This window comes from Nonomuraea sp. NPDC050547, assembly GCF_044457345.1.
Taxonomy (GTDB): Bacteria; Actinomycetota; Actinomycetes; order Streptosporangiales; family Streptosporangiaceae; genus Nonomuraea.
On record NZ_JBITGW010000011.1, the window covers coordinates 63350 to 87291 of the forward strand.

The following is a 23942-nucleotide window of genomic DNA, read 5'->3' on the forward strand; positions in this document are numbered from 1 at the left end:
CGCCTCTGCGGGGTAGCGCCCGAGCATGACGGACACTTCTCGGGGCGAGCCGCACAACGAACGCGAGTCCCACAAAGAACGGGTAGATCGCGAGCTGACCGAGTTGCTGCAGGGCCTGCGCGTCGCGGTCACCGGGGTCCAGGTGCTCTTCGCCTTCCTGCTGACCGTTCCCTTCCAGCAGGGCTTCGGCAAGGTCGACACCGTGGGCCTATGGCTGTTCTTCATCGCGCTCATGGGCGCCGCGCTGGCGTCGGTGTGCTTCATCACGCCCGCCGCGCAGCACCGGGTGTTCTTCCGCACCGGGCTCAAGGAGCGCATGATCAAACGGGCCAACTCGCTGGGCATCGCGGGAGCGGCGTTTCTGCTGGTCGCCATGACCGCGGCCGTGGCCATGGTGGCCGAAGTGGTGCTGAACGCCTGGCCGGCCACCTTGTTCGGCGGCGCGGTGGCGCTCACGGCCGGGTGGTTCTGGCTCCTCCAGCCCATCACGGACATCTATCGCACCAAGGGCACGTTAGAGGAGAAGTCCTGAGGGCAGCAGCAGGTCCATGGCTACATTGCTCTGGATTATCGCCGTCATCCTCGTCGTCGCCGGGATCTACGTCATCCTGGCCCGGCGGGACATCCTGTGGGGCATCGTCCTCATCGTGCTGGGATTCCTCGTGGGTCCCGGCGGAGTCAGCATCTTCAATGTGTGAGGAAGGCGGGCCGGACAGAACCGGCCCGCCTTCTCTCACCTCACAACCGTTTCAGCCGCTTCCCAGGTCCTCAGGTAGGCCTCGGCCCCCTGAGCCATGTCCTGGACGAACGCGTCGCCGGCCAGCGACCTGATGTCCTCGATCCAGTCGGGCACCAGGCCGTAGTTGGCGACGCCGTCCACGTTGTAGTCCCAGGTCCGCTGTCCTGTGCTCTGCCGGTCGAAGCTGGCCGAGCCGTCGTGGGAGTGGAAGGGGTACGCCACCGCGCTGCCGGCCCGGGGAGCCGGCAGTTTGCCCAGCCCGTTGGCGTCGAGGCCGTACCCGAACCCGGGGCGGCCCGCCGCGTCGCGCAGAGGCTTGGTCTCGCGCCAGGCGTCGGCGAACCCCTCGGCCCCGTGGCCGTATGAGGTGACCATGCCGCCGAGCCGGTAGATCCGCTGGTAGTTGAGCGCGTCGGTCCAGCTGTGCGAGGAGATCACGCCGTCGTAGCCGGCCTGCTCCAGGAGGGTGAGCGTCCGGTCGGCGGCCTTGACGCTCATGTGGTCGACCTCGATGAGCATGCCGCGGCTCATCATGCCCTTGACCATGTGCTCGCCGAGCGAGGTGAGCCCGCGTCTGTTGCAGTGCGGCCCCGGCGGGTAGACGGGCAGGCTGACGCCGGGCGGCAGCCAGCGGGCCAGTTCGGGCGGGAGCACCGCGGGCGAGATCGTGTTGTCGCGCTGCGGTCCCGTGCACGCCTCCGTCTGCCAGAAGCGGCCCGACGACAGGAAGTTGCCCAGGTTGACGATGGCGCCCTGGGTGCCGGAGTCGAAGCGGACGCCGCACAGGGCGTTGTCGTACTTGTGGCAGACGAACATGGAGCGGACGCCGAGCTGATACATCTCATCCAGGCCCCGGTCGATCTGGGCCTTGGTGCAGTGGGGGATGCCGAGCGTCTGCCGGCAGCCGAACGGCTCGGAGGTCTCGATGCCGAGCACCACGGCCAGCTTCCCGGCGGCGATGACCGAGCGGGCCTCGGCGGGGCTCCTGACCACGCGGAACCAGCCCTGGCCGGGGCCGCCGCTCTGCTGGTCGATGTAGTCCTGCATCTCGAACGTACGGCGGGCCTCCAGGCGGATGGAGCCCATCTCGTCACAGGGGTTGGTCTTCAGCGGGTAGATCTCGCAGAGCTGGCGGTTGGCCACGAGGTCGTTGACCATGATCCGCAGCCCGCCGCGCCAGGCGCGCTCGATCCAGGTGTAGTAGGCCTGCTGGTGGGTCAGGGAGTCGTGCGCCGGCCAGCTCCTGAACGTGGGCCAGCCGACCGGGTCGTGGGTGCCGGTCGGCTGACCGGTGCGGGTGAAGTTCTCGAACCAGGCGGCTTCGCCGTTCGGGAAGTGGTCGAGGCAGTCGACCAGAGCCCTGGCGATGCCGCCCGGGTCGAACGGCTTGCCGCAGAGCAGCTTGCCGCCGAACGCTTCGTAGGACATCAGGTGACTGTGCGCGTCGATGAAGCCGCTCACGGGCTGCTCGCTGCGGGATAACGCGGGGGCGGGTATCGCGAGCAGGGCGATGGCGACCAGGACGGCGAGTATGCGGCTGATCACGCCCTCAGCGTGGGCTCCTTACAGACGCCAGTCAAGACCCAATATGAGTCCTACTCGCTATTTTGGGTCCGCCGGATCCAGATAGACCTCACCGCCCCTTTCGGTGAACTCCACCGCCTTCTCCGCCATGCCCACCTGGATGGCCGCGGAGTCCGTCAACCCATGCTCCTCCGCATATTTCCGGACATCGTGGGTGATCTTCATCGAACAGAACTTCGGCCCGCACATACTGCAGAAATGCGCGGTCTTGGCGGGCTCGGCCGGAAGCGTCGCGTCGTGGAACGCCCGCGCCGTCACCGGATCCAGCGACAGGTTGAACTGGTCCTCCCAGCGGAACTCGAAACGGGCGTCCGACAGCGCGTCGTCCCACTCCTGCGCCCGGGGGTGCCCCTTGGCGAGGTCGGCGGCATGGGCCGCGATCTTGTAGGTGATGACGCCGGTCTTGACATCGTCCTTGTCCGGCAGGCCCAGATGCTCCTTGGGGGTGACGTAGCAGAGCATGGCGGTGCCGTACCAGCCGATCATCGCGGCGCCGATGCCCGAGGTGATGTGGTCGTAGCCCGGCGCGACGTCGGTCACCAGCGGGCCCAGCGTGTAGAACGGGGCGTCGTCGCAGATCTCGCGCTGCAGGTCCACGTTCTCCTTGATCTTGTGCATGGGCACGTGGCCCGGCCCCTCGATCATGACCTGCACGTCGCGCGCACGGGCGATCTTCGTCAGCTCGCCCAGCGTGCGCAGCTCCGCGAACTGCGCCTCGTCGTTGGCGTCGGCGATCGAGCCGGGCCGCAGGCCGTCCCCGAGCGAGAAGGCCACGTCGTAGCCCGCCAGCAGCTCGCACATCTCCTCGAAGTTCTCATACAGGAAGCTCTCCCGGTGGTGGGCCAGGCACCACGCCGCCATGATCGAGCCGCCGCGCGAGACGATGCCGGTCTTGCGCCGCGCGGTCAGCGGCACGTACGCCAGCCGTACCCCGGCGTGCACGGTCATGTAGTCGACACCCTGCTCGCACTGCTCGACCAGCGTGTCCCGGTAGACCTCCCACGACAGGTCGGCCGCCACGCCGCCGACCTTCTCCAGCGCCTGGTAGATCGGGACGGTCCCGATCGGCACCGGCGCGTTCCTGATGATCCACTCGCGGGTGGTGTGGATGTTGCGGCCGGTGGACAGATCCATCACGGTGTCGGCGCCCCACCGGGTGGCCCAGGTCATCTTCTCCACCTCCTCGGAGATCGAGGAGGCGACCGCGGAGTTGCCGATGTTGGCGTTGATCTTCACGTGGAAGTTGCGGCCGATGACCATCGGCTCGCTCTCCGGATGGTTGACGTTGGCCGGGATGATCGCCCGGCCGGCCGCCACCTCCTTGCGCACGAACTCGCCGCTCACTCCCTCCCTGACCGCGACGAACTCCATCTCCTTGGTGACCACGCCCCGCCGCGCGTAGGCGAGCTGGGTCACGGGCGCCCCGGTGGCCCGCAGCGGCTTGTGCCCGTCGCCGGGGAAGACCTCGGTGTTCGCGCGAGCCCAGGCCTCCTGCTCCTTGAAGCCGTCGTCGATGGGCCGCACCTGGCGTCCGCCGTAGCGGGCGACGTCGCCGCGTTCGAGCACCCACACCTCCCGCAGCCGCGGCAGGCCCCGCGTGATGTCGGGGTTGTCCGGCCCGGAGGTGTCGTACAGCTCCACCGACGTCCCGTTCGACAGATGCACCCGCCGCATGGGCACCCGCAGATCACCGAGATGGATCTTGGAAAAGCGCGCGTCACTCATCGCGCAAACTCCCTTCGCCGGCATTACCCGGATCAGGTTCTGGCGGTCGGCGGCTGCTCCAGCCGTCCTCTCAGCCCGTTGCACCGGGCTCCCGCGTTCGGACCGCGCCACCGTACCCCGGCGACCCGGGGTACGCACAAGACCCTTACAGCGGCGGCTCGTCGATACGGCGACGCTCCTCGTAGACCGTCGTCGTACGGCGAGCGTGCGGGTCCTCGTGAATCGGCTCCTCGATCACCCTGCGGGTAACGTGCATCCGGTACAGGCCGAACAGCAACCCGGCCAGACCACCGATCATGAGGACGACGCCGATCACATTGATGTCAAGACCGGCGAGGTCGAACTCGACCGCCCAGGTCAGGATCGCGCCGAGCATGATGAGGATGATGCCTCCGGCGATTGTCATAACGCACCTCCAGAGGAAACACCTATCCCCATGTCGAAGAACAAACCTGTCGTCGTGATCGGGCTCATGGGCTCGGGCAAGACGACCGTCGGGAAACTGCTGGCCCGCGAGCTGGGCGTGCCGCTCAGCGACAGCGACCCGTACCTGCGCGGGCGCTACGGCGCCAGCGCCGCCGAGATCGCGAAGGCGGAGGGCGCGGACGTGCTGCACCGGAGGGAGGCCGAGCACGTGCTCCACGCGCTGACCGAGCCGCCCCAGGTGATCGCGGCGGCGGCCAGCACCGTGGAGGATCCGCGGGTGCGCGAGGCGCTGCGCGCGGCCTTCGTGGTCTGGCTGGACGCCCCCGACGAGATCCTGGCCCAGCGGATGCGCTCGTCCGACCACCGCCCGGAGTTCTCGCCCTCCGCCATGCGGGCGCGGCGCGAGCCGTACTTCCTGCAGCTCGCCGACCTGCGGCTCGACGTCTCCACGGCCACCCCGGAAAACACGGCGACAACCATTTACGAGGCTCTATAAATTAGGGAAATGTTCGCGAACAAACCCACCCTCGCCGGTGACCGGGTCACCCTCGTACCCGTCGGGCCCGAACACGTCGAGGGCCTGATCGAGCTCTGCGACGACCCCGAGGTCGCCCGGCTCACGGGCTCCCATGCCCGCGACGGGATCTCCCCCAAGGCGGCCCTGGAGTGGTACACCACCCGGCGCGACCACGAGGACCGGCTCGACCTGGCCATCATGGCCGCGGACGGGTACGTCGGCGAGATCGTGCTCAACGAGCTCGACAAGGACAACCTGTCGTGCAACCTGCGCATCGCCCTGGTCGGCGCGCGGGCGTTCGGCAAGGGCTACGGCACAGAAGCCATCCGCCTGGTGCTCGGCCACGCGTTCGCCACAACCCCTCTGCACCGCATCGAGCTGGGCGTATACGATTTCAACGACCGCGCCAAGCACGTCTACGAGAAGTCCGGCTTCGTGCGGGAGGGCGTGCTGCGTGACGCGCTGCTGTGGGAGGGACAGTGGTACGACTCGGTGACGATGTCCGTGCTGCGTACGGAGTGGAAACCCCTGTCATAATGATCATGACGCACGGGTCCCTCGAGGCGCGCGAGGGACCTGTGGCGTTGCGGCCGGCAACCAATTCCGCGTTGTGCGCATCTAAGGGGCAGTGACGATGCGCTTGGTGCCCGGTGACCCCGAACGGCTTGGCGGCTACTGGCTGGCCGGCCGGCTCGGCGCGGGCGGCCAGGGCGTCGTCTACGACGCCTACGACGCCGAGGGCCGTCGCTTCGCGGTGAAGGTCCTGCACGGCGGGCTGAGCGGGCAACTGGCCAAGGAGGCCGCGGCGGCCGGCAGGGTGGCCTCCTTCTGCACCGCCCGCGTGGTCGAGGCCAGGCTGGACGCCGAGCGGCCGTACATCGTCAGCGAGTTCGTCGAGGGCCCCAACCTGCGCCAGGCGCTCGAACGCCACGGCCCCTACTCCGGCGACTCCCTGCTCAGGCTGGCCGTCGCGCTGGCCACCGCGCTGGCGGCCGTCCACAGCTCGGGCGTCGTGCACCGCGACCTCAAGCCGGAGAACGTGCTGCTCGGGCCGGACGGGCCCCGGGTGATCGACTTCGGCGTCGCGCGCACCACCGACGGGGCCAGCACGAGCTTCATCGGCGGCACCCCCACCTACATGGCCCCCGAGGTCTTCACCGGCCGCCGCGCCGGGCCGCCCGCCGACGTGTTCGCCTGGGGCGGCGTGGTGCTGTTCGCCGCCACGGGCGAGGACCCGTTCCAGGCCGAGAGCCTCGGGGGCGTCATGCACCGGGTGCTCACGGTCGACCCCGACCCCGGCGACCTGGCCGAGCCGCTGCGCTCGCTGGTCGCCCGCGCGCTGGCCAAGGACCCCGCCGGGCGCCCCACCGCCCCCGAACTGCTCCTCGGGCTGCTGGGCAGCGCGGAGCCGAGCGCGGGCGCGGAGCTGGCGGCCGAGGTCAGGCCGCCGGACGGCCTCGGCGGTGAGCGGCCGCTCGGCGAGGTCGCCGAGGAGGTCTACGCCGCGCTCACCCCCGAACAGCAGCGCGCCGTGCCCGGTCTCCTGCTGCGGATGCTCGACGGCGAGACGCTCCGCCGCATCCCGCGCGACGAGGCCGAGGACCTCGGCGTGCTGACCCACTTCGCGGAAGCCGGCCTCCTGGTACGGCGCAGCCTCAAGGTCGCCCCCGAGGACACCGAGACCGGCAAGCTCGTGGCCGTCTCCGACGACCTGGTGGCCCCGGCCAGCGCCGCGCTCTACCACGCCTGGCCCAGGCTGCGCTCCTGGGTGGCCGACGACCGCGACGGCCTGGCCGTGCACGGCAGGCTGCGCGGCGCCGCGCTCCACTGGCAGGCCCACCGCCGCCGCGCCGCCGACCTCTACCACGGCAGCGCCCTGGACACCGCGCTCGGCTGGGCCGCCACCACGCGCCGCCACCTGGACCTCAACGCCCTCGAACGCGACTTCCTCGACCGCAGCGCCGCCCAGGCCAGGCGGCGCGGGCGCCGGCGCGGGCTGGCCCTGGCCGCGATGGCGGCGCTGCTGGCGGTCGCCGTCTCGGCGTCGGTGCTGGCCGTACGGCAGAGCCAGGACCTGAGCAAGCAGCTCGCGCAGGCCAACGCGCGGGCGGTGGCGGCGCGGGCAGAGGCGATGCGCGCGACGGACCCGCAGGCGGCGATGCGGCTGAGCGTGGCGGCCTGGAGCCTGTCGCCGGTCTTCGAGGCCAGGACCGCGCTGCAGCATTCGCTGGCCCAGCCGGAGGTGAGCGTGTTCACCGACCCGGAGATCGTGCCGTCGGCCGCCTACCACCTGGCCTTCGACGGGAAGAGCCTGCTCAAGCGGGCCGGCGACCAGGTCGTCACCTGGGACATCGCCACCGGCAGGGCCACCGGCCGGGCCAGGGTGCCGGGCGGGCAGGTCGAGGCGATCAGCGACGACGGCGCCAGGGCGGCCGTGTCCGACGGCTCTACGGTGCGCACGGTCGAGCTGGCCACGGGCAAGCAGGTCGGTGCCGCCCGCCCGCAGGGCGACGCGGTGGAACTGCTGGCCGAAGGGCGGTTGCTGGCCCTGTCCGCCGGAGGCAGGACCGAGCTCTACCCCGCCGACGGCGCGCCGCTGCCGCTCGACCTGACGGGCCGGACCTACGCCGTCTCCCGCGACGGCCGTTGGGCCGCGCTGGGCTCCGCCGACGACGGCGGCCGGGCCGAGCTGTGGGACCTGCGCTCCCGCAAGCGCACCACCACCGTGCAGGTGGACGTGCCGGTCGCCAAGAGCGGGGCCGAGCTGCCCCTGGCCTTCAGCCCGGACGGCTCCCGCCTGGCCGTCACCGGCGCCACGGGGATCACGCTCGTGGACACCGCCACCGGCGGGCGCCGCCTGCTGCCGAGCAGGGGCGGCTCGCTGCTGCCCGCCGTCTTCAGCCCGGACGGCAGGTTCCTGGCCGAGCGGCTGGAGGACCAGGCCCAGCTGTGGCGGGTGGCGGACGCCGGCATTCTCGGCCAGTACCCCGTCAGGCAGGCGGAGGCCGCCCTCGCCTTCTCCGGTGACGGCCGCGCGCTGCGCTACGTGAAGGGCTCGGGCTCGGTGGTCTCCATCGACGTCTCCAGCGCCGTCGAGCTGACGCCCGACGAGGAGGCGGTCAGCATGGGGATGGCCCGGCTCTCGCCCGGCGGCCGGGTGACCGCGCTGCAGGTCTCCGGCGCGATCAAGCTCACCGACGCGCTCAAGAAGCAGCCGATCGGCCGCATCGAGGGCACCGGCGACCTCGCCTTCGACGACGGCGGCACCCTGCTGGCCGTCGCCGCCGACCCGGTCGTGATCTGGGACGTGGCCGCCGGCCGCCGCGTCAACGCCATCGACACCGGCCACGAGCCCTCCGCCGTACGGCTGTCGCCCGACGGCGGCACGCTCGCGGTCGTGCGCGGGCCGGACATCGACCTGTGGAGCGTGCGCGACGGCCGCAAGACCCGCACACTGCCCGGCGTGGGCAGCACCGCGCTGGCCTTCAGCCCCGACGGCAAGACCCTGGCCTCGGGCGCCGACCTGGTCGAGCTGAGCAGCGGCCGGGTCACCCGCGACCCCGCCGGAGTGCGCAGCCTGGCACCCGACGCCGTCGCCTTCAGCCCCGACGGCCGCACGCTCGGCTACGTGCTCGGCGAGGACGGCCGCATGCTCCTGTGGGACTTCTCGACCCGCAAGGGCAGAACGGCGCCCGTCTCCTCCGGCGCCCTGCACCTGCGCTTCTCCCCCGACGGCCGGCTGCTGGCCGTCGGGGGCGAGCGGGTGGAGATCTGGGAGGCGGACTCGCTGCGCGAGGTCGGCCAGGCGCCGGTGGACGCCTACCCCGCCGACATGGCCTTCAGCGACGACGGGCGGCGGCTGTTCGTCGTGCAGCCGGGCGGCGAGGTGCAGCAGTCGCCGATCGACCCGCTGCTCGCGGCCGAACAGGTGTGCGCGCGGGCGGGAGGCGCGCTCAGCGAGGCCGAGTGGGCGAAGCTCATCCCCGAGGCCTCCTACCGCAGCAGCTGCTGACCCGGCGACAAGTACGCCACCAGAGGACGGAAAGAGCGGAGGCTCATGCTGACCGCATGAGCACCGTACAGATCCCCACGTTCACGCCCCGCCGCGGTGGCGGGCAGGAGCCTGAGCCCAATCTGACCTCGATGTACGTCATCCACCGGGCCATGCTCGCCGACCTGCGGCGGCTCACCGAGCTGCTCGCCCGGCCCGGGTCGCCGGGCGTCGCGCGGGTCGCGGTCCTGCGCGAGTACGTCTCCAGCCTGCTCGTCGAGATCGACCACCACCACGCCAACGAGGACGACCTGCTGTGGCCGATCATCGAGAGCACCGCCGGGCGGGCCGTGGACCTGAACCCGTTCACCGACGACCACCAGATGCTGGAGCCGCTGCTGAACCGCTGCCGCAGGGCCGTGCACGGCGACCCGGCCACGCTGGGGATCGAGCTGGCGGAACTGCTCGCGCTGCTCGACGAGCACATCGCCGAGGAGGAGTCCGACCTGTTCCCGATCATCTCCCGGTTCGTGCCGCACCGGGCGTACGCGTGGGTGGAGAAGCAGGTGGCCAAGCGGGCCACGTTCAAGGAGCTGACCTTCACCGTGCCGTGGCTGGCCCGCTACGCCACCAAACCGGAGATGGACGGGCTGCTGGCCGACGCGGGCGCGCCGTTCCGCGTGTTGCTGGCGCTCACCCGGGGCCGCTACGCGCGGCGCGAGCGGCTGCTGTTCGGCTGATCGCCGAGGCGGGCGCGGGCGGCGGCGACCCAGGGGGCCACGCCCGCCCGCTCCGCCGCCTCCAGAGCGTGCCGGTAGTGCCGGTCCGCGGGACGGCCCAGGTGGGCGGCCACGTCACCGAGGACCTGAGCCGTGGGCCAGACGGCCAGGTAGCCGGTGCCGCCCACGGGCTGGGCCGCCACGGGCAGCAGGTCGGCGTAGGCCGACTCCATGCGCGGCCGGTCGTCGAGCGCGATGCCGAGCAGCGCGCGGACGGCGGTGAGGAAGTGCCAGAAGTAGTCGCGCCTGATCGGCTTCAGCGGACCGGACAGCCTGGCCCGCGCCTCGTCCGCGCGGCCCGCGTGGCACAGGGCCAGGGCGTGGAGTTCGGTGATCTGGTCCCGCCAGGGTTCGTAGCCGGCCCACGGCTCGATCTCGGGCAGCAGCGGGGAGACGTCGCCGCGCATCAGGTGCATGCCGTACAGGGCCAGCAGGAGCACGCCTGCCTCGTGCTGCCACATGCCGAGGCGGCCGGCCTGCTTGGCGGCGGCGCGGTAGCGGCGTTCCGCCTCGGTGTAGTCCTCGGCCAGGACCGCGCGCAGGCCGCGGTAGAAGCCGGCCACGGCTTCGGGCAGCGCGAGGCCGTGGCGGGTGGCCTTCGCGGCGTGGTGGTCGGCGGCGGCGAAGTCGGCGCGGCCGGTGGCGCTCTGCATGAGCATCAGGTGCGCCAGCACCTCCAGGGTGCCGTCGGCCTCGGCCATGGTGAGCAGTTCCCGCCCGATCTCCTCGCGCTCCGCCAGGCCGTCGTAGCGGAAGCTCTCGTGGTGGCGGCCGTTCAGCGCCAGGGTCAGCAGGCCGGGGTCGTCCAGGCGGCGGGCCATGGCGACGGCCTCCCGGGAGGCCAGGTAGCCGCGTTCTGTGGGTTCGCCCTCCAGCTCGAAGGCGAGCGTGGTCAGCAACTGGCAGCGGGCCCTGCCGTCGCCGGGAGGCAGCGACTCCAGCGCCGACTCGACCGCGGCGAGCAGGTCGGTGTCGAGCCCGCCGTACTCCCTGCTGCTCCAGAACATCGGCACGTCGAAGGAGACGATCACCCGCGCCAGCAGTTCGGGGTCGCCGAGCGGCAGCGCCTCGCGCACCGCCCTGGTGCGGTGGGTACGCGCCTCGACCAGCCGCCCGTCGTTGGCCAGGGCGGAGACCTTCGCCAGCATGAGCTCCAGGCGCTCGTGGGCGGTGCCGTCGAAGCCGTCGAGCGCGTGCTGCCACAGCTCGGCCGCCTGCGCGAAGGCGAAGCGCCGCTCGGCCTGCCGCGCCGCGAGCCTGGCATAGTGAACGGCTTTCGCCCGCTCCGCGGCGGCGAGGTAGTGGTGGGCCAGGGCGGCCACGTCGTCCGGCTCGTGTTGCTCGATCGCGCGGGCGACGTGGCCGTGCAGCCGCGCCCGGCGGATGCGTGACAGGTCGTCGTAGAGCGTGTCGCGGATGAGCACGTGGGCGAAGCGCACCCGGCCCGCCTCCGGCTCGGTCAGCAGCCCGGTGACCAGGCCGGACTCGATGGCCTCCAGCACCGCCTCCTCGTCGCCGCCGCTGACGGCGGTGAGGACGGCGACGCCGCTCTCCCTGCCGATGACCGCGCCGTGCCGCAGGATGGTCCGCGCCTGCGCGGGCAGGCGGGCCAGGCGGCGGCGCAGCACGTCCCGCACGCCCGCGGGGACGGTGACCGCGCCTTCGGAGTCGAGCAGCCGCGCGGTCTCCCTGACGAAGAACGGGTTGCCGCCGGTGCGTTCGGCGATCTCGTCGACCGCCTCGGGCGGGGCCGGGCGGGCGCAGGTGATCCGGACCAGTTCGGCCACCTCGGCCCGCGACAACCCGCCCAGCTCGACGCGCAGCGGTCCGTGGGCGGCGATCGCGGCCAGGGCGTCGGCCAGGCGTTCGCTGGGCTCGGTGTGGCGGTAGGAGCCGATCACCAGGAGGCGGGCGGCGGTGTTCTCGGCGATGACGTGGGTGAGGAGGGCGAGCGTCTCGGCGTCGGCGCGGTGCAGGTCGTCCAGGACGATCAGGAGCGGCTGCCTGGCCGCCGCCGCGCCCGCGAAGGCGGCGACCGCGCGGTGCAGCCGGAAACGCGCGGTGGCCGCGTCGCCCCGGACCGCGGCGTCGCGCAGCAAGGGAGCCAGCGCCTCGGGGTCGTCGGGCGGAACCTTGGCGGCCAGTTCCCGCAGCAGCTCGGCCCAGGCCCAGCCGGGCGGCGCGCCCTCGTGCTCGGGGCAGCGTCCCCAGCCGGCCGCCCATCCCCGCGCCACGAGCCGGGTCCTGACCTGCTCGATGAAGGCGGTCTTGCCCGCGCCGGGCTCCCCGCTGACCAGCACGACCCCCGCGGGCAGCGCGAGCACCCCGGCCAGTTCCCCGCGCCTGCCCACGTACGGCCGCACCGACACGACCGGCCGCTCGGGCGGCGCGGCGGGGGCGGGCCGGTCGCTGAGATGGGCGGCCTGGGCGAGGATGTCCTCCTCCAGCCGCCTCAGCTCGGGCCCGGGATCGACGCCGAGCTCCTCCACCAGGTGGGCGCGGGCCCGCCGCAGCGCCCCCAGCGCCTCTCCCTGCCGCCCGCATCGGTACAGGGCCCGCGCCAGCAGCGCCCACGCCCCTTCGCGCAGGGGGTACGCGCCGACGAGCCTCTCCAGATCTGGTACGGCCCGCGCCGCCCCGCCCTGCCCGATCAGCTCCCCCGCGTGCCGTTCGACGGCCGAGGCCCGCAGCTCGTCCAGCCTGGCCGCCTCGGCGTCGGCCCACGCCAGACCGGCGAACTCCTGGTAGGCGGGCCCTCGCCACAGCGCGAGCGCCTCGGCCAGCGCCGTTGCGTCGGCCGACGGGTCGCGCACGAGGCTCTCGAACCGCCAGGCGTCCACGGCGTCGGCGGGCAGCCGTACCGCGTAGCCGGGCGGAACGGTCACCAGCACCCCGCCGGTGGAGCGCGGCGAGCGGCCGGGTTCGAGCGCCCGGCGCAGGTTGGAGATGTAGCTCTGGACGGCGGCCAGCGCCTTGGGTGGCGCCTCGTCGGCGTAGAGGTCGTCGATGAGCCGGTCCACGGGCACCACCTGGCCGCCGGCGGCCAGCAGCCGGGCCAGGACCGAGCGCTGCCGCGGCCGTCCCAGCACCAAGGGCTCATCGTCGACGTGGACGGTGAGCGGGCCGAGCACCTGGAAGGTCAGCACAACACCGCCACCGTACCCAGAATCGCGGAAGCGGACATGCCGCGATTGCCCCTACGGTAGGGGCCATGGATCCCGTCCTCAGCCTCCGGGCGCTCAACCGGGCCGCGATGGAGCGGCAACTGCTGCTGCGCCGTACGGACCTGTCGGTGGTCGAGGTGGTCGAGCACCTGTTCGGCCTCCAGGCGCAGACCCCGCACACCTGGTACGCCGGGCTGTGGAACCGGATCGAGGGGTTCGACCCGCTGGCCGCATCCGCGCTGCTGGACAACCGTGAGCTGGTCAGGATCGCGTTGCAGCGCTCGACCATCCACCTGGTCTCGGCCCGCGACTGCCTGGCGCTGCGGCCCCTGCTGGACCCGGTGGCCGAGCGGGGCACGCGCTCGACCTTCGTGAGGCGGCTGTCGGGCGTCGACCTCGACGAGCTGGCGGTGGCCGGCCGCGCGCTGGTGGAGGAGCGGGCGCAGACCTTCGCCGAGCTGGGCAAGGCGCTGGCGGAGCGCTGGCCGGGCAACGACCCGCACGCGCTGAGCCAGGTCGTGCGGTGGCTGGTGCCGTTGGTGCAGGTGCCGCCGCGCGGCCTGTGGGGGCGTAGCGGGCCGATCGCGCACACCTCCGCCGAGTCGTGGCTGGGGAGCTCCGAGCCGCCGATGTCCGCCGAGGAGATGGTGCGGCGGTATCTGCGGGCGTTCGGGCCGGCGTCGGTGAAGGACGTGCAGACCTGGTCGGGGCTGACCCGGCTGGCCGAGGTGGTCAAGGGTATGGACCTGGTGCGCTACAGGGCCGAAGACGATCGCCTCCTGTACGACCTGCCGGACATGACCCTGCCATCGCCCGAAATTTCGGTGCCTGTGCGGTTGATGTATGACTTCGACAATGCCTTCATCGGATACGCCGACCGGACGAGGTTCATCACCCCGCGGGCCCTTGAGGTGGGCGGCGCGTTCGTCAAGGCCAACGTCCAGTGGCGGCTCATCCTCGTGGACGGGTTCACCGCCGGAGACTGGACGGTGAGCACCGAGAAGGGCACCTCCACGCTCACGATCCACCAGTGGAAGCCGTTCGCCCCCGCCGACCTGCGGGAGGCCGAGGAGGAAGGGGCGAGGATGCTGGAGTTCCTCGCCCCCGGCGACCGGCACGAGGTAGCCGCCGTGCTAGGCGCCTCACGCTCCTGACTCTTCACGCCATCAGCTCTTCACCGCGCCGCCCAGTCCCGAGACGAGCCTGCGCTGGACCACCACGAAGAAGATCAGCACCGGGATCGTCATCAGCGTCGAGGCGGCCATGATCCCGCCCCAGTCGTTCTCGTCGGGCTTGAAGAAGACGAGCAGCGCCGAGGGCAGGGTCTGGTTCTCCTTGGCGGAGATGATGAAGGTCCTGGCGAAGATGAAGTCGTTCCACGCGGTGATGAAGGAGAACACGCTGGTCGCCACGAGTCCCGGCGCGACCAGCGGGAACAGGATGCGCCAGAGCACCGTGGCCCGGCCCGCCCCGTCGATCATGGCCGCCTCCTCCAGCGCCTCCGGCACCGCCGCCACGAACCCGCGCATCATCCAGATCGCGAACGGCAGCGAGAACGCCAGCTGCACCAGCACCAGCGCGCCCAGCGTGTTGAGCAGCTGAAGGTCGCGCACCACGAAGAACAGCGGAATCGTCAGCGCCTCCACCGGCACCATCTGCGCTATCAGGAACATGATCAGCACGGTGGTCCTGAAGCGGAAGTTGAAGCGCGTCACCGCCACCGCCGCGAGGAAGGCGATCAGGGCCGACAGCACCACCACCGCCAGCGCCACCAGCGCGCTGTTGAGGAGATAGCGGGCGAAGCCCTCGCCGGTCAGGACCCGGGCGAAGTTCTCCAGGGTCGGATGGGCCGTCCACGGGCGTACGTCCAGCGACTGGATCTCACCGGCCGGCTTCAGCGCCGACAGCGCCATCCAGTAGAGCGGGAAGGCCGTGAGCAGCGCGACCACCAGCGCCACCGCGTTGGCGATCCAGCGGCCCCTCACAGCTTCTCCCCCGTCCGGTAGAGCGCGCGGATGTAGACCAGCGTCACCGCCAGCAGGATCAGCGCCATCACCACCCCGATCGCGGCCCCGAGGCCGTACTCCGACGAGCCGAAGGCCGTCTGGTAGGCGTAGACGTTGAGCACGGTGTTCTGGCCCGCGATCCCGCCTCCGTTGGTCATGACGTAGATCTGCGTGAAGATCTTGAAGTCCCAGATGATCGACTGGATCACCACGATCGTCACCAGCGGCCTGAGCATCGGCATCGTCACGCGCCAGAACGTGCCCACCGCTGAGGCGCCGTCCAGGGCCGCGGCCTCCAGGACCTCGCCGGGGATCGCCTTCATCCCGGCGTACAGGGTCACCATCACGAACGGGAACGAGTGCCACACGACCGTGGCCCCGACCACTCCGAACGTCACCCACTTGTCGTAGAACCAGTTGTAGCCGTCGAGCCCGAGCACCTGGTTGACCAGCCCCAGGTCCGCGTCGAACAGGAACATCCACACGGTCGAGCCGGTGATCGCCGGGGCCGCCCACGCGCCGAGCGCCGCCAGCGACAGCGTGGTGCGCGCCCACGGCGCGGCCTTGTCCATGACGATCGCGAGCGCGGCGCCGACGACGAGCGTCGCCAGCACCAGCGCCGCCGCGAAGACCACCGTCTGGACGAGCACACTCCAGAAGCGCTCGTCCGACAGAAGCCTCGCGTAGTTCCCGAACCCCAGGAACCGGGTCGGCTCCCCGCCGCTGACCTGGGCCTGCCGGTAGTCGAAGACCGACAGCAGGCCCAGCATGTAGAGCGGGTAGCCGAACATCGGCCCGAGCACGGCCGCCGTGGGCAGCAGGTACACCCACGGCCTGGCTCGTGAGACGCGCGTCACCCGAAGGCGGCCTTCACCGCGGCGGCGGCCTCGGTGGTCGCCTCCTCGACGGTCGCCTGCTTGGTGGCGACCTTCTGCAGCATCGTCGGGATGACCTTGCCGTTGTCGATCTTCACCCAGGCCGGGTCGATCGGCACGAACTTGGTGCCCTTGGCCACCGTGTCGAGGAACGGCTTCAAGAACGGGTCCTTGGCCGCCAGTTCCTCCCGTACGCCGGTCAGCGTGGGCAGGTTGCCCATGGCCTCGTACATCTTGGCCTGGTACGCCTTGCCGCCGAGCAGCTTGACGAAGTCGTTGGCCAGCGTGCGGTGCTTGGCGTTCTTCATCACGCCCAGGTTGTTGCCGCCGGCGAAGGCCGGGGCGATCGAGCCGGGGGCCGCGCCGGGCAGCGGGATGACCTTGTACTTGCCCGCCGCGGCGCCCGCGTCCACGGCGGAGCGGCTGAAGTTGCCCAGGATGCCCATGGCGGCCTTGCCGCTGGCGAACAGCTCGACGGTCTTGCCGCCGGTCAGCGAGGCGCAGGCCTGGGCGGGGCAGATGTCGTCGGACAGCAGGTCGGTGTAGGCCTTGACGCCCTTGCGGGACTCGGGGCTGTCGAGCGTGGTGATGTCACCGCCGGCGTCCCAGACGAAGGGCAGGGCGCCGAAGGTGTACTCGCCGCCCACGGCTATGCCGTACAGGTCGGGCTTCTTGGCCCGGATCGTGCGCGCGGTCTCGGTGAGCTCCGCGATGGTCGTCGGCGGCTTGAGCTTCAGCTCGTCGAAGACGTCGGTGCGGTAGTAGAGGGCGCGGATGCCGATGAACCACGGCAGGCCGTACGCCTTGCCGTCGACCGTCGCGGACTTCACCAGGTCGGCGCCCAGGTCCTCGCCGGTCAGGTCGAGTTCGGCGAAGCCGCCGGCGGCGGCGTACTCGGCCAGGTCGGTGTTGCCGTACTCGGCCACGTCGGGGGCGCTGGCCGGGTCGTTGAAGGCGCCCTTGAACTTCTCGTGGCGCGCGGGGGTGGTCGGGACCCAGCTGACCTGGACCTTGACGTCGGCGTGCGACGCGGTGAACTCCTTGATCGCCTCCTGGATGACCTTGTCCTTCGGAGCGCGGTTGGGCTCGTCGTAGAGCCACACGTTCAGCGTTCCGGTCTTCTCGTCGCCGCCGCCCGTGGTCGGGGCGGTGGAGGGCGCGCAGGCCGCGAGCGCCAAGAGGGCCGCGGCACAGTAAAGAAACTTCACTATTGCCTCCTTGGCGCCGACACTAGGAAGCTCTCCCTGAGTCGAAAAGACTTGTCACGACTTGTTGTGCAATGCACAACGAGGTGCTGCAGAATGTGACATCAACGCATGCTTCGCCGTAATTTGGCGATCGTGCCCGACCGCAACCAGTCCGCCTCCCTGCGCCGCGCGCTCCTGGTCCTCGACCACGTGCGCGCCCACAGCGGACTGACGCTCACCCAGCTCGCCGAGGCGGTCGGCCTGTCCAAGAGCACCGTGCTACGGCTGGCCACGCCGCTCATCGAGGCCCGGCTCCTGGAACGCGACAGGAAGACCGGGGCCTACCGGCTCGGCCACGGCACGCTCCAGCTAGGCCAGGCCTACCTGGCCACCCTCGACCTGCGCGCGGTCGCCGCCGAGGAGTCGCACCGCCTGGTCGCCGAGGTGCGCGAGACCGTCCACCTGGTCGTCTACGACCCGCCCCACGTCGTCTACATCGACAAGGTCGAGAACCAGGCCACCGTCCGCATGGCCTCGCGCATCGGCAGCCGCGGATCGCTGCACTCCACGGCCGTCGGCAAGGCCATCCTCGCCTGGCAGCCCGACTCGGCCATCCCCGACGACCTGCCCGCGATGACCAAGCACACGATCACCGACCACGAACGGCTGCGCCGCGAGCTCACCCGCGTCAGGCAGCGCGGCTACGCCGTCGACGACCGCGAGAACGAACCCGAGGTGCGCTGCGTCGGCGCGCCCATCTTCAACCACACCGACACGGTCAGCGCCGCCATCTCGGTCTCCGGCCTCACCTCGCGCATCACCGCCGCGCGGGTACGGGAACTGGGCCCGATGGTGGCGGAGGCCGCCGCCCGCATCTCGAGAAAGCTGGGGTCCACACGATGACCGACCTGGTGACGTTCGGCGAGACCATGGCCCTGTTCGCCGCCAGGCGGACCGGCCCGCTGCGTTTCGCCCGCGACTTCGACCTCGGCCTGGGCGGCGCCGAGTCGAACGTGGCCATCGGCGTCAGCCGGCTCGGCCACGACGTCACCTGGGTCGGCCGGGTCGGCGACGACGAGTTCGGCGAGCTGATCGCCTCGACCCTGCGCGCCGAGCGCGTGGACGCCCGCGCGATCCCCGACCCGGACGCGCCCACCGGCCTGATGATCAAGGGCAGGCGCACCGCCGACCACATCGACGTGCGCTACTACCGCAAGGACAGCGCCGGCTCCCGCCTGTCCCCCACCGACCTCGACCCCGCGCTCATCGCGGGCGCCCGCGTCCTGCACGTCTCCGCCATCACCCCCGCCCTCTCCCCCTCGGCCAGGGCGGCGGTGCGGCACGCCATCGACGCGGCCCGCTCGGCCGGCGTCCTCGTCTCGCTCGACGTCAACTACCGCAGGGCGTTGTGGACGCGCGAGGAGGCCGGCGCGTGGCTGCGCTCGGTGATCGCCGACGTGGACGTGGTGTTCGCGACCGAGGACGAGGCGCGGCTGATCGCCGACACCCACGATCCCGCCGATCCCGTCGCGCTGGCCAAGGCTCTAGGGCCGCGCCACGTGCTGCTCAAGTTCGGGGCGCGGGGGGCGATGGAACTGTCCGACGACCAGGTACGGCACGCGGAGCCGTACAAGGTGACCGAGGTCGACCCCGTGGGGGCGGGCGACGCCTTCGCGGCCGGCTGGCTGGCGGACTGGCTGGCCGGGGCCGACCCGGACCGGCGTCTGCGCACCGCCTGCGCCGCGGGCGCCTTCGCGGTGACCTCGCAGGGCGACTGGGAGTCGCTGCCCCGCCGCGCCGACCTCGACCTCCTCCGGCCGACGTCGGAGGGCGTCAGCCGCTGAGCGGGAAAGAAACCGGTCACTACTACTCATCATCGGATTTCCTGGCTAGAGTGCTCCCCACGACCTCGCATACCCCCCGGAGGTTCCGTGAAATACTCTGCCGTTCTCGTGTTCGCCCTGGTAGCGACGCTGGCCGCGTGCAGCGGCGCACCGGCCCAACGACCCGCCGCCCAGGCGGCCAAAACCGTGACCATCGCGATCTCCTCCGACGAGGGCACCCTCACCCCCTTCACCAACGAGAGCGGCTACCCGGGCGACAACCTGGTCAAGCTCATCTTCGACACCTTGCTGGTCCAGAAGGGCGAGGGCCTGGCGCCCTCGCTGGCCACCGCGGTCGAGACCACCGACAACAAGGTGTTCAGGCTGCCGTTGCGCACCGGCGTCACCTGGCAGGACGGCCGGCCGTTCACCGCCGCCGACGTGGTGTTCAGCGTGGAGTTCTACCGCAAGAACCTCTCCGGCGACTCCGCGATCGACGTGCGCCCGATCCGCGAGGTCAAAGCGGACGGCGACGCGGTCACGATGACGCTCGACGCCGCCGACCCCGAGTTCCCCCTGCGCATCCTGTCCGACATGGCCGTGCTCCCCGAGCACCTGTGGGAGTCGGTGACCAAGGTCAACGAGGCGGGCACCGACAAGGCGATCGGCACCGGCCCCTTCCGCCTGACCTCCTACGACAAGGAACGCGGCTACACGCTCACCGCCAACCCCGGCTACTTCGGCGGCAAGCCCAAGGTCGACACCGTCAAGGTCAACGTGATCCCGCAGGAGACCACCCAGTTCGCCGCCCTGCGCACCGGCGAGGTCGCCCTGTCGGTCAGGAACGTGCCACCGCAGCAGCGCGCCGCTCTGCAGAGCCAGCCGAACATCGGCATCGCCGAGGGCACCGAGTTCGCCTCCACGATGCTGCAGTTCAACACCACCCGCCCGCCCTTCGACCGGGCCGAGGTACGGCGGGCCCTCGCCAAGGCCGTCGACGTGCGCGACCTCGTCAAGACCGCGCTCCTCGGCCAGGGCACACCGGGCAATCCCGGCTTCGTCCACCCCGAGTCCCCGGTCGGCGGCCCGGCCCTGCCCCCGCTGTTCGACGTCGAGGCCGCCAAGCGCGAGCTCGACGCCCTGGGCGCGAAGCCGGGCCCCGGCGGCGTCAGAACCCTGGACGGCAAGCCCATGAGCTACGAGCTGCTCGTCCAGAGCACCTCCACCGACCGGCTGCGCAGCGCCGAGCTGATCCGCGACATGCTCAAGAACGTCGGCGTCGAGATCAAGGTGACCTCGCTCGACCCGGACTCGCTCGACACCAAGGTCTGGCCCGACTACGACGTCAAGAAGGGCCGCAACTACGACCTGACCATGTGGGGCTGGTCGGCGCCGGTCATGCAGACCAGCAGCCAGATCGTCTCGCTCTTCGACAGCGACCCGGAGGACGGCAACCTCAACATCGGCGGCTTCTCCGACGCCGGGGTCGACCAGGCCATCGACGAGCTGAAGGCCACGACCACGCCGGAGAAGCGGGCCGCCGCCGCGGCCGGGCTCCAGGGGAAGATCGCCGAGCAGCTCCCCTTCCTCACCCTCTACTACCGCAACGGCGCCTACGCCTACCGCAAGGACGCCTACGGCGGCTGGACCTGGCAGAACGGCCTCGGTGTCCTGCACAGCGGCTCGTTCGTCGGATGAGGCGGCTCCTGGAGTACGGCGCGGTCGTGGTGATCGCGCTGCTGCTCAACTTCCTGCTGCCGAGGGCGCTGCCGGGCGGGCCGATGAAGCTCTTCGGCAGCCCCGAGGCGCTGTCCAGGCTGACCGAGGCGGAACGCGCCCAGATCGCCCAGGAGTACGGCTTCGGCCGCCCGCTGCCCGAGCAGTTCGCCGACTACCTGACCGGCGTCTTCACCCTGGACCTCGGCACGTCCCTCTCGGACGGCCGGCCGGTGACCGAGGCCATCGGCGAGGCCCTGCCCTGGACGCTGCTGCTGGTCGGCACCAGCATCGTCATCACCTGCGTCCTGGGCGTCGCGCTCGGCGTGCTCGGCGCGCTGCGCAGGCGCAGAGGCGGCGGCGCCGGGCTGCTCGGCACCGCCATCGTGCTCGACTCGCTGTCGGCGTTCTGGCTCGGCATGCTGCTCATCGTCGTGTTCGGAGTGCAGCTGAACGTGCTGCCCACCTACGGCGCCGGCACCCTGGCGCACCTGGTGCTGCCGGTGACCACGCTGGTGGTGACCGGCCTCGGCTACTTCTTCCTCTACACCCGCTCCTCGATGCTGACCGCGCTGACCAGCGAACCGGTCCAGCACGCCCACGCGCGCGGTGTGCCGTACGGCAGGCTGGTCCGCAGGCACGCGCTGCGGCCGGCGCTGCTGCCCGTGCACACCATCGTGCTCATGGAGATCGGCTTCCTGGCCGGCGGCTCGATCGTCATCGAGACCGTCTTCGCCTACCCCGGGCTCGGGCGGCTCACGTTCGGCGCGATCTCGGCCCGCGACTACCCGCTGATGCAGGGCGCCTTCCTCGTGCTGACGCTCATGGTGGTGGCGATGAACGCGATCGCCGACGCCACCTACCCGCTGCTCGACCCGCGGGCCCGGTCATGAGGGCGCTCGGCGGGCAGGGGCGCGCCGGCCTCGCGCTGCTGGCCGCCATCACCGCCGCCGCCGTCTACGGCCTGCTCCTGCCCGATTCCGCGGGCACCGCCCGTATCGGCGAGCCGTACGCCCCGCCCGGCCCCGGGCTGCCGCTGGGCGCCGACGACCTCGGCCGCAGCCTCCTCGACCAGTTGCTCGTCGGCGCGGCCACCTCGCTCGGCCTCGGCTTCCTGGTGGCGCTCGTGGTCACCGCGCTGGCCGCGGTCATCGGCGGCGCCGCCGCCATCGGGCCCAGATGGCTGTCCTCGCTGATCATGCGCTCGGTCGACGTGATGCTCATCCTGCCGGAGCTGATCCTGTTCATCCTGGCCGCCGCCTTCCTCGGGCAGTCGTTCGGGATCAGGGTGGCCATCCTGGTCGTGCTCATGTGGCCGGTTCCGGCCCGGGTGCTGCGTGCCGGGATGCTGACCGCATGGTCGCGCGGCCACCTGGAGGTCGCGCGGGCGATGGGCGCGCCACGCTGGTGGCTGCTGCTGCGGCACGGCTCCTACCTGATCGGGCCGCTGCTCATCCCGGTGTTCGTCCGCGCCGCCATGCGGGCGATCCTCTACGACGCCACGCTGTCCTTCCTCGGCCTCGGCGACCCCACCGCGCCGAGCTGGGGCACCACCCTGTACTGGGTGCAGGTCAACGGCGTCTTCCTGTCCGAGGCGTGGGTGTGGTGGGCGCTGCCGCCAGGCCTGGCCATCACGCTGAGCGTGCTGGCGCTGGCGCTGATCGGCACCGCGGTCGAAGAACGGCTCAACCCGGCGTTGAAGGAGGTGCCCGCCTGATGCTCTCCATCACCGGGATGTCGGTCCACTACGACGGGCTGCCCGCGGTCGACCGGGTCAGCCTGGACGTCGGCGACGGCGAGATCGTGGCGCTCGTGGGTGAGAGCGGCTGCGGCAAGACCTCGCTGGCCAGGGCGCTGCTCGGGCTGCTGCCCGGCTCGGCGGAGGTGACCGGCTCCGCGATGCTCGGGGAGGACGACCTCGCCCGCCGTACCGACTGGGCGGGGGTGCGCGGGCGGAGGATCGCGATCGTGCCCCAGGGCGCGATGACCGGGCTCAGCCCGGTCCACAAGGTCGGCGCGCAGATCGAGGAGATGCTCGCCCTGCACGGGGGCCGCGCGCGGCCGGGCGAGCTGCTCGACCGCGTCGGGCTCGGCGCCGAACATCTCACCTGCCACCCGCACGAGCTGTCCGGCGGGCAGCGGCAGCGGGTGGCGATCGCGCTGGCGCTGGCCGGCGAGCCGTCGCTGCTGGTCGCCGACGAGCCCACCACCGGGCTCGACGCGATCGTGCAACGCCAGGTGCTCGCGCTGCTGTCCTCGCTCGGCATCGGCATGCTGATCGTCTCGCACGACTTGGCCGCGCTGGCCCCGCACGCCGACCGGGTGGCGGTCATGTACGCGGGCCGCCTGGCCGAGGTCCGTCCCAAGGGCGCGCCGCCACGCCACCCCTACACGCTCGGCCTGCTGACGGCCACCCCCGCCACCGACCGCTCGATCCCCTGGGGCAGCGTGCCCGGTTCCGCGCCCCCGCTCGGCCAGGCTCAGGCGGGCTGCCGGTTCGCGCCGCGCTGCCCGCTCGCGCTCGACGCCTGCCACGACGTGGACCCGCCGCTCGTGGACGGCCTCGCCTGCCACCACCCCGGCGCGCCCGTCTATCCCGTCGTGCCGCGTTCCACCCCCTCAGCCGGTACGGCCGCCGCCACCCTCACCGGCATCCGCCACGTCTACCGGCGCCGCGGCGTCCAGGCGCTCAAGGGCGTGGACCTGGAGGTGCGGGCCGGCGAGATCGTCGGCCTGGTCGGAGAGAGCGGCTCGGGCAAGTCCACGCTGGCCAGGATCGCCCTCGGCCTGATCAAGCCCACGGCGGGCCGGGTGTGGGTGGACGGCGAGGAGCTGACCGGCCGGCGCGGCAAGGCGCTGCGGCTCCTGCAGCGGCGCATCGGCTTCGTGCACCAGGACCCCTACGACTCCCTGCACCCGGGCATGCGGGTGGGCGCCCTGGTCGCCGAGCCCCTCGTGGTCTCGGGCACGCCGGGCGACCGGGAGGAGAAGGTGCTGGCCGCGCTGGAGGCGTCCGGGCTGCCGTGCGATCGGGAGTTCCTGCGCCGCTTCCCCGGCCAGCTCTCCGGCGGCCAGCGCCAGCGCGTCTCCATCGCCCGCGCGCTGGCCGGCGAGCCCGTGCTGCTCATCGCCGACGAGGCCACCTCGATGCTCGACGTCTCGACCAGGGCCGGGATCGCGACGACGCTGCGCTCCCTGGCCTCGGGACGCGGCCTCGCCGTCGTCTTCGTCACGCACGACCTGGGCGAGGCCGTCCAGGCGTGCGACAGGATCGTCGTGCTGCGCTCCGGCGAGATCGTCGAGCACGGCCCGGCGGCGGACCTGGCCGCCGCACCCGCCCACCCCTACACGCAGGAGCTGCTGAATTGACGTCCTCCCCGGCCTGGATGGCACCTTCCCACCCATGTGAC

Annotated in this window: 20 protein-coding genes and 1 riboswitch; of the genes, 13 read left to right on the top strand and 7 right to left on the bottom strand. The window is 71.7% G+C overall.

Annotated features, from left to right (window positions below):
• The first annotated feature begins 25 nt into the window (after positions 1–25).
• On the top strand, positions 26–532 hold the full coding sequence (locus ACIBHY_RS26915) for a DUF6328 family protein (RefSeq protein WP_397244718.1): 507 nt from the start codon (positions 26–28) through the stop codon (positions 530–532).
• 16 nt (positions 533–548) lie between these two features.
• A complete protein-coding gene (locus tag ACIBHY_RS26920; RefSeq protein WP_181019798.1) occupies positions 549–698 on the top strand; it encodes a GPGG-motif small membrane protein in 150 nt (49 codons plus the stop codon).
• A 35-nt stretch (positions 699–733) separates the two neighbouring features.
• Here ACIBHY_RS26920 and ACIBHY_RS26925 read toward each other — a convergent pair whose 3' ends face one another.
• The 3 genes from ACIBHY_RS26925 to ACIBHY_RS26935 all read right to left on the bottom strand — a co-directional run bounded on the left by ACIBHY_RS26925 (position 734) and on the right by ACIBHY_RS26935 (position 4454).
• Positions 734–2284 (bottom strand): Coagulation factor 5/8 type domain-containing protein, encoded by a 1551-nt coding sequence (locus ACIBHY_RS26925; protein ID WP_397308051.1) that lies wholly within the window; start codon positions 2282–2284, stop codon positions 734–736.
• Positions 2285–2341: 57 nt separating this feature from the next.
• Entirely contained in the window at positions 2342–4048 is a 1707-nt protein-coding gene (thiC, locus tag ACIBHY_RS26930) for a phosphomethylpyrimidine synthase ThiC (protein WP_397308052.1), read from the bottom strand.
• Positions 4041–4153, bottom strand: a riboswitch (TPP riboswitch). It overlaps the preceding gene by 8 nt.
• A gap of 40 nt (positions 4154–4193) precedes the next feature.
• Positions 4194–4454, bottom strand: coding sequence for a DUF6458 family protein (locus tag ACIBHY_RS26935; RefSeq protein ID WP_397244726.1), 261 nt, complete (start codon positions 4452–4454; stop codon positions 4194–4196).
• Positions 4455–4484: 30 nt separating this feature from the next.
• Here ACIBHY_RS26935 and ACIBHY_RS26940 point away from each other — a divergent pair, with 30 nt between their 5' ends.
• The 4 genes from ACIBHY_RS26940 to ACIBHY_RS26955 all read left to right on the top strand — a co-directional run bounded on the left by ACIBHY_RS26940 (position 4485) and on the right by ACIBHY_RS26955 (position 9722).
• Positions 4485–4970, top strand: a complete 486-nt coding sequence (locus tag ACIBHY_RS26940; RefSeq protein ID WP_397244728.1) for a shikimate kinase — start codon at positions 4485–4487, stop codon at positions 4968–4970.
• A gap of 9 nt (positions 4971–4979) precedes the next feature.
• A complete protein-coding gene (locus ACIBHY_RS26945; protein ID WP_397244731.1) occupies positions 4980–5528 on the top strand; it encodes a GNAT family N-acetyltransferase in 549 nt (182 codons plus the stop codon).
• Positions 5529–5625: 97 nt separating this feature from the next.
• Positions 5626–9003 (top strand): protein kinase, encoded by a 3378-nt coding sequence (locus ACIBHY_RS26950; RefSeq protein ID WP_397308165.1) that lies wholly within the window; start codon positions 5626–5628, stop codon positions 9001–9003.
• Between the two features lie 56 nt (positions 9004–9059).
• Positions 9060–9722: a hemerythrin domain-containing protein gene (locus tag ACIBHY_RS26955; protein WP_397244736.1), complete on the top strand. Its 663-nt coding sequence runs from the start codon at positions 9060–9062 to the stop codon at positions 9720–9722.
• Here ACIBHY_RS26955 and ACIBHY_RS26960 read toward each other — a convergent pair.
• The gene (locus ACIBHY_RS26960) at positions 9689–12907 is read right to left on the bottom strand and encodes a BTAD domain-containing putative transcriptional regulator (RefSeq protein ID WP_397308053.1); all 3219 of its coding nucleotides are present in this window, start codon (positions 12905–12907) and stop codon (positions 9689–9691) included. The two genes, ACIBHY_RS26955 and ACIBHY_RS26960, sit on opposite strands and share 34 nt — an antisense overlap.
• Before the next feature lie 65 nt (positions 12908–12972).
• On the opposite strand from ACIBHY_RS26960, the gene ACIBHY_RS26965 reads away from it, so the two are divergent.
• Positions 12973–14079: a winged helix DNA-binding domain-containing protein gene (locus tag ACIBHY_RS26965; protein ID WP_397308054.1), complete on the top strand. Its 1107-nt coding sequence runs from the start codon at positions 12973–12975 to the stop codon at positions 14077–14079.
• A gap of 12 nt (positions 14080–14091) precedes the next feature.
• On the opposite strand, the gene ACIBHY_RS26970 is transcribed toward ACIBHY_RS26965, so the two are convergent.
• The 3 genes from ACIBHY_RS26970 to ACIBHY_RS26980 are packed head-to-tail and all read right to left on the bottom strand — an operon-like array spanning position 14092 to position 17014.
• Positions 14092–14910, bottom strand: coding sequence for a carbohydrate ABC transporter permease (locus tag ACIBHY_RS26970; protein WP_379612325.1), 819 nt, complete (start codon positions 14908–14910; stop codon positions 14092–14094).
• On the bottom strand, positions 14907–15788 hold the full coding sequence (locus tag ACIBHY_RS26975; RefSeq protein WP_379612326.1) for a carbohydrate ABC transporter permease: 882 nt from the start codon (positions 15786–15788) through the stop codon (positions 14907–14909). The genes ACIBHY_RS26970 and ACIBHY_RS26975 overlap by 4 nt, the downstream gene beginning before the upstream one ends.
• Positions 15785–17014 carry an extracellular solute-binding protein gene (locus ACIBHY_RS26980; protein ID WP_379612327.1) on the bottom strand — a complete coding sequence of 410 codons (1230 nt, stop codon included), beginning with the start codon at positions 17012–17014 and terminating at the stop codon, positions 15785–15787. Before ACIBHY_RS26980 ends, ACIBHY_RS26975 begins: the two co-directional genes overlap by 4 nt.
• 108 nt (positions 17015–17122) lie before the next feature.
• Here ACIBHY_RS26980 and ACIBHY_RS26985 point away from each other — a divergent pair, with 108 nt between their 5' ends.
• The 6 genes from ACIBHY_RS26985 (at position 17123) to ACIBHY_RS27010 (ending at position 23901) form a co-directional block, all read left to right on the top strand.
• Positions 17123–17896, top strand: coding sequence for an IclR family transcriptional regulator (locus tag ACIBHY_RS26985; protein ID WP_397308055.1), 774 nt, complete (start codon positions 17123–17125; stop codon positions 17894–17896).
• Positions 17893–18837, top strand: a complete 945-nt coding sequence (locus ACIBHY_RS26990) for a sugar kinase (RefSeq protein WP_397308056.1) — start codon at positions 17893–17895, stop codon at positions 18835–18837. The genes ACIBHY_RS26985 and ACIBHY_RS26990 overlap by 4 nt, the downstream gene beginning before the upstream one ends.
• 87 nt (positions 18838–18924) lie before the next feature.
• Complete coding sequence (locus ACIBHY_RS26995; protein WP_397244747.1) at positions 18925–20514, top strand: ABC transporter substrate-binding protein; 1590 nt, start codon at positions 18925–18927, stop codon at positions 20512–20514.
• Entirely contained in the window at positions 20511–21425 is a 915-nt protein-coding gene (locus ACIBHY_RS27000; RefSeq protein ID WP_397308057.1) for an ABC transporter permease, read from the top strand. Before ACIBHY_RS26995 ends, ACIBHY_RS27000 begins: the two co-directional genes overlap by 4 nt.
• On the top strand, positions 21422–22249 hold the full coding sequence (locus ACIBHY_RS27005) for an ABC transporter permease (protein ID WP_397308058.1): 828 nt from the start codon (positions 21422–21424) through the stop codon (positions 22247–22249). Before ACIBHY_RS27000 ends, ACIBHY_RS27005 begins: the two co-directional genes overlap by 4 nt.
• Entirely contained in the window at positions 22249–23901 is a 1653-nt protein-coding gene (locus tag ACIBHY_RS27010) for an oligopeptide/dipeptide ABC transporter ATP-binding protein (RefSeq protein ID WP_397308059.1), read from the top strand. Before ACIBHY_RS27005 ends, ACIBHY_RS27010 begins: the two co-directional genes overlap by 1 nt.
• Positions 23902–23942: the final 41 nt, after the last annotated feature.

What these genes read in the sequence shown, in the direction of transcription:
- ACIBHY_RS26915 (WP_397244718.1), top strand. Translation starts at nt 26, where the DNA reads ATGACGGACACTTCTCGGGGCGAGCCGCACAACGAACGCGAGTCCCAC.
- ACIBHY_RS26920 (WP_181019798.1), top strand. Translation starts at nt 549, where the DNA reads ATGGCTACATTGCTCTGGATTATCGCCGTCATCCTCGTCGTCGCCGGG.
- thiC (WP_397308052.1), bottom strand. Translation starts at nt 4,048, where the DNA reads ATGAGTGACGCGCGCTTTTCCAAGATCCATCTCGGTGATCTGCGGGTG.
- ACIBHY_RS26935 (WP_397244726.1), bottom strand. Translation starts at nt 4,454, where the DNA reads ATGACAATCGCCGGAGGCATCATCCTCATCATGCTCGGCGCGATCCTG.
- ACIBHY_RS26940 (WP_397244728.1), top strand. Translation starts at nt 4,485, where the DNA reads ATGTCGAAGAACAAACCTGTCGTCGTGATCGGGCTCATGGGCTCGGGC.
- ACIBHY_RS26945 (WP_397244731.1), top strand. Translation starts at nt 4,980, where the DNA reads ATGTTCGCGAACAAACCCACCCTCGCCGGTGACCGGGTCACCCTCGTA.
- ACIBHY_RS26950 (WP_397308165.1), top strand. Translation starts at nt 5,626, where the DNA reads ATGCGCTTGGTGCCCGGTGACCCCGAACGGCTTGGCGGCTACTGGCTG.
- ACIBHY_RS26955 (WP_397244736.1), top strand. Translation starts at nt 9,060, where the DNA reads ATGAGCACCGTACAGATCCCCACGTTCACGCCCCGCCGCGGTGGCGGG.
- ACIBHY_RS26965 (WP_397308054.1), top strand. Translation starts at nt 12,973, where the DNA reads ATGGATCCCGTCCTCAGCCTCCGGGCGCTCAACCGGGCCGCGATGGAG.
- ACIBHY_RS26985 (WP_397308055.1), top strand. Translation starts at nt 17,123, where the DNA reads ATGCTTCGCCGTAATTTGGCGATCGTGCCCGACCGCAACCAGTCCGCC.
- ACIBHY_RS26990 (WP_397308056.1), top strand. Translation starts at nt 17,893, where the DNA reads ATGACCGACCTGGTGACGTTCGGCGAGACCATGGCCCTGTTCGCCGCC.
- ACIBHY_RS27000 (WP_397308057.1), top strand. Translation starts at nt 20,511, where the DNA reads ATGAGGCGGCTCCTGGAGTACGGCGCGGTCGTGGTGATCGCGCTGCTG.
- ACIBHY_RS27005 (WP_397308058.1), top strand. Translation starts at nt 21,422, where the DNA reads ATGAGGGCGCTCGGCGGGCAGGGGCGCGCCGGCCTCGCGCTGCTGGCC.
- ACIBHY_RS27010 (WP_397308059.1), top strand. Translation starts at nt 22,249, where the DNA reads ATGCTCTCCATCACCGGGATGTCGGTCCACTACGACGGGCTGCCCGCG.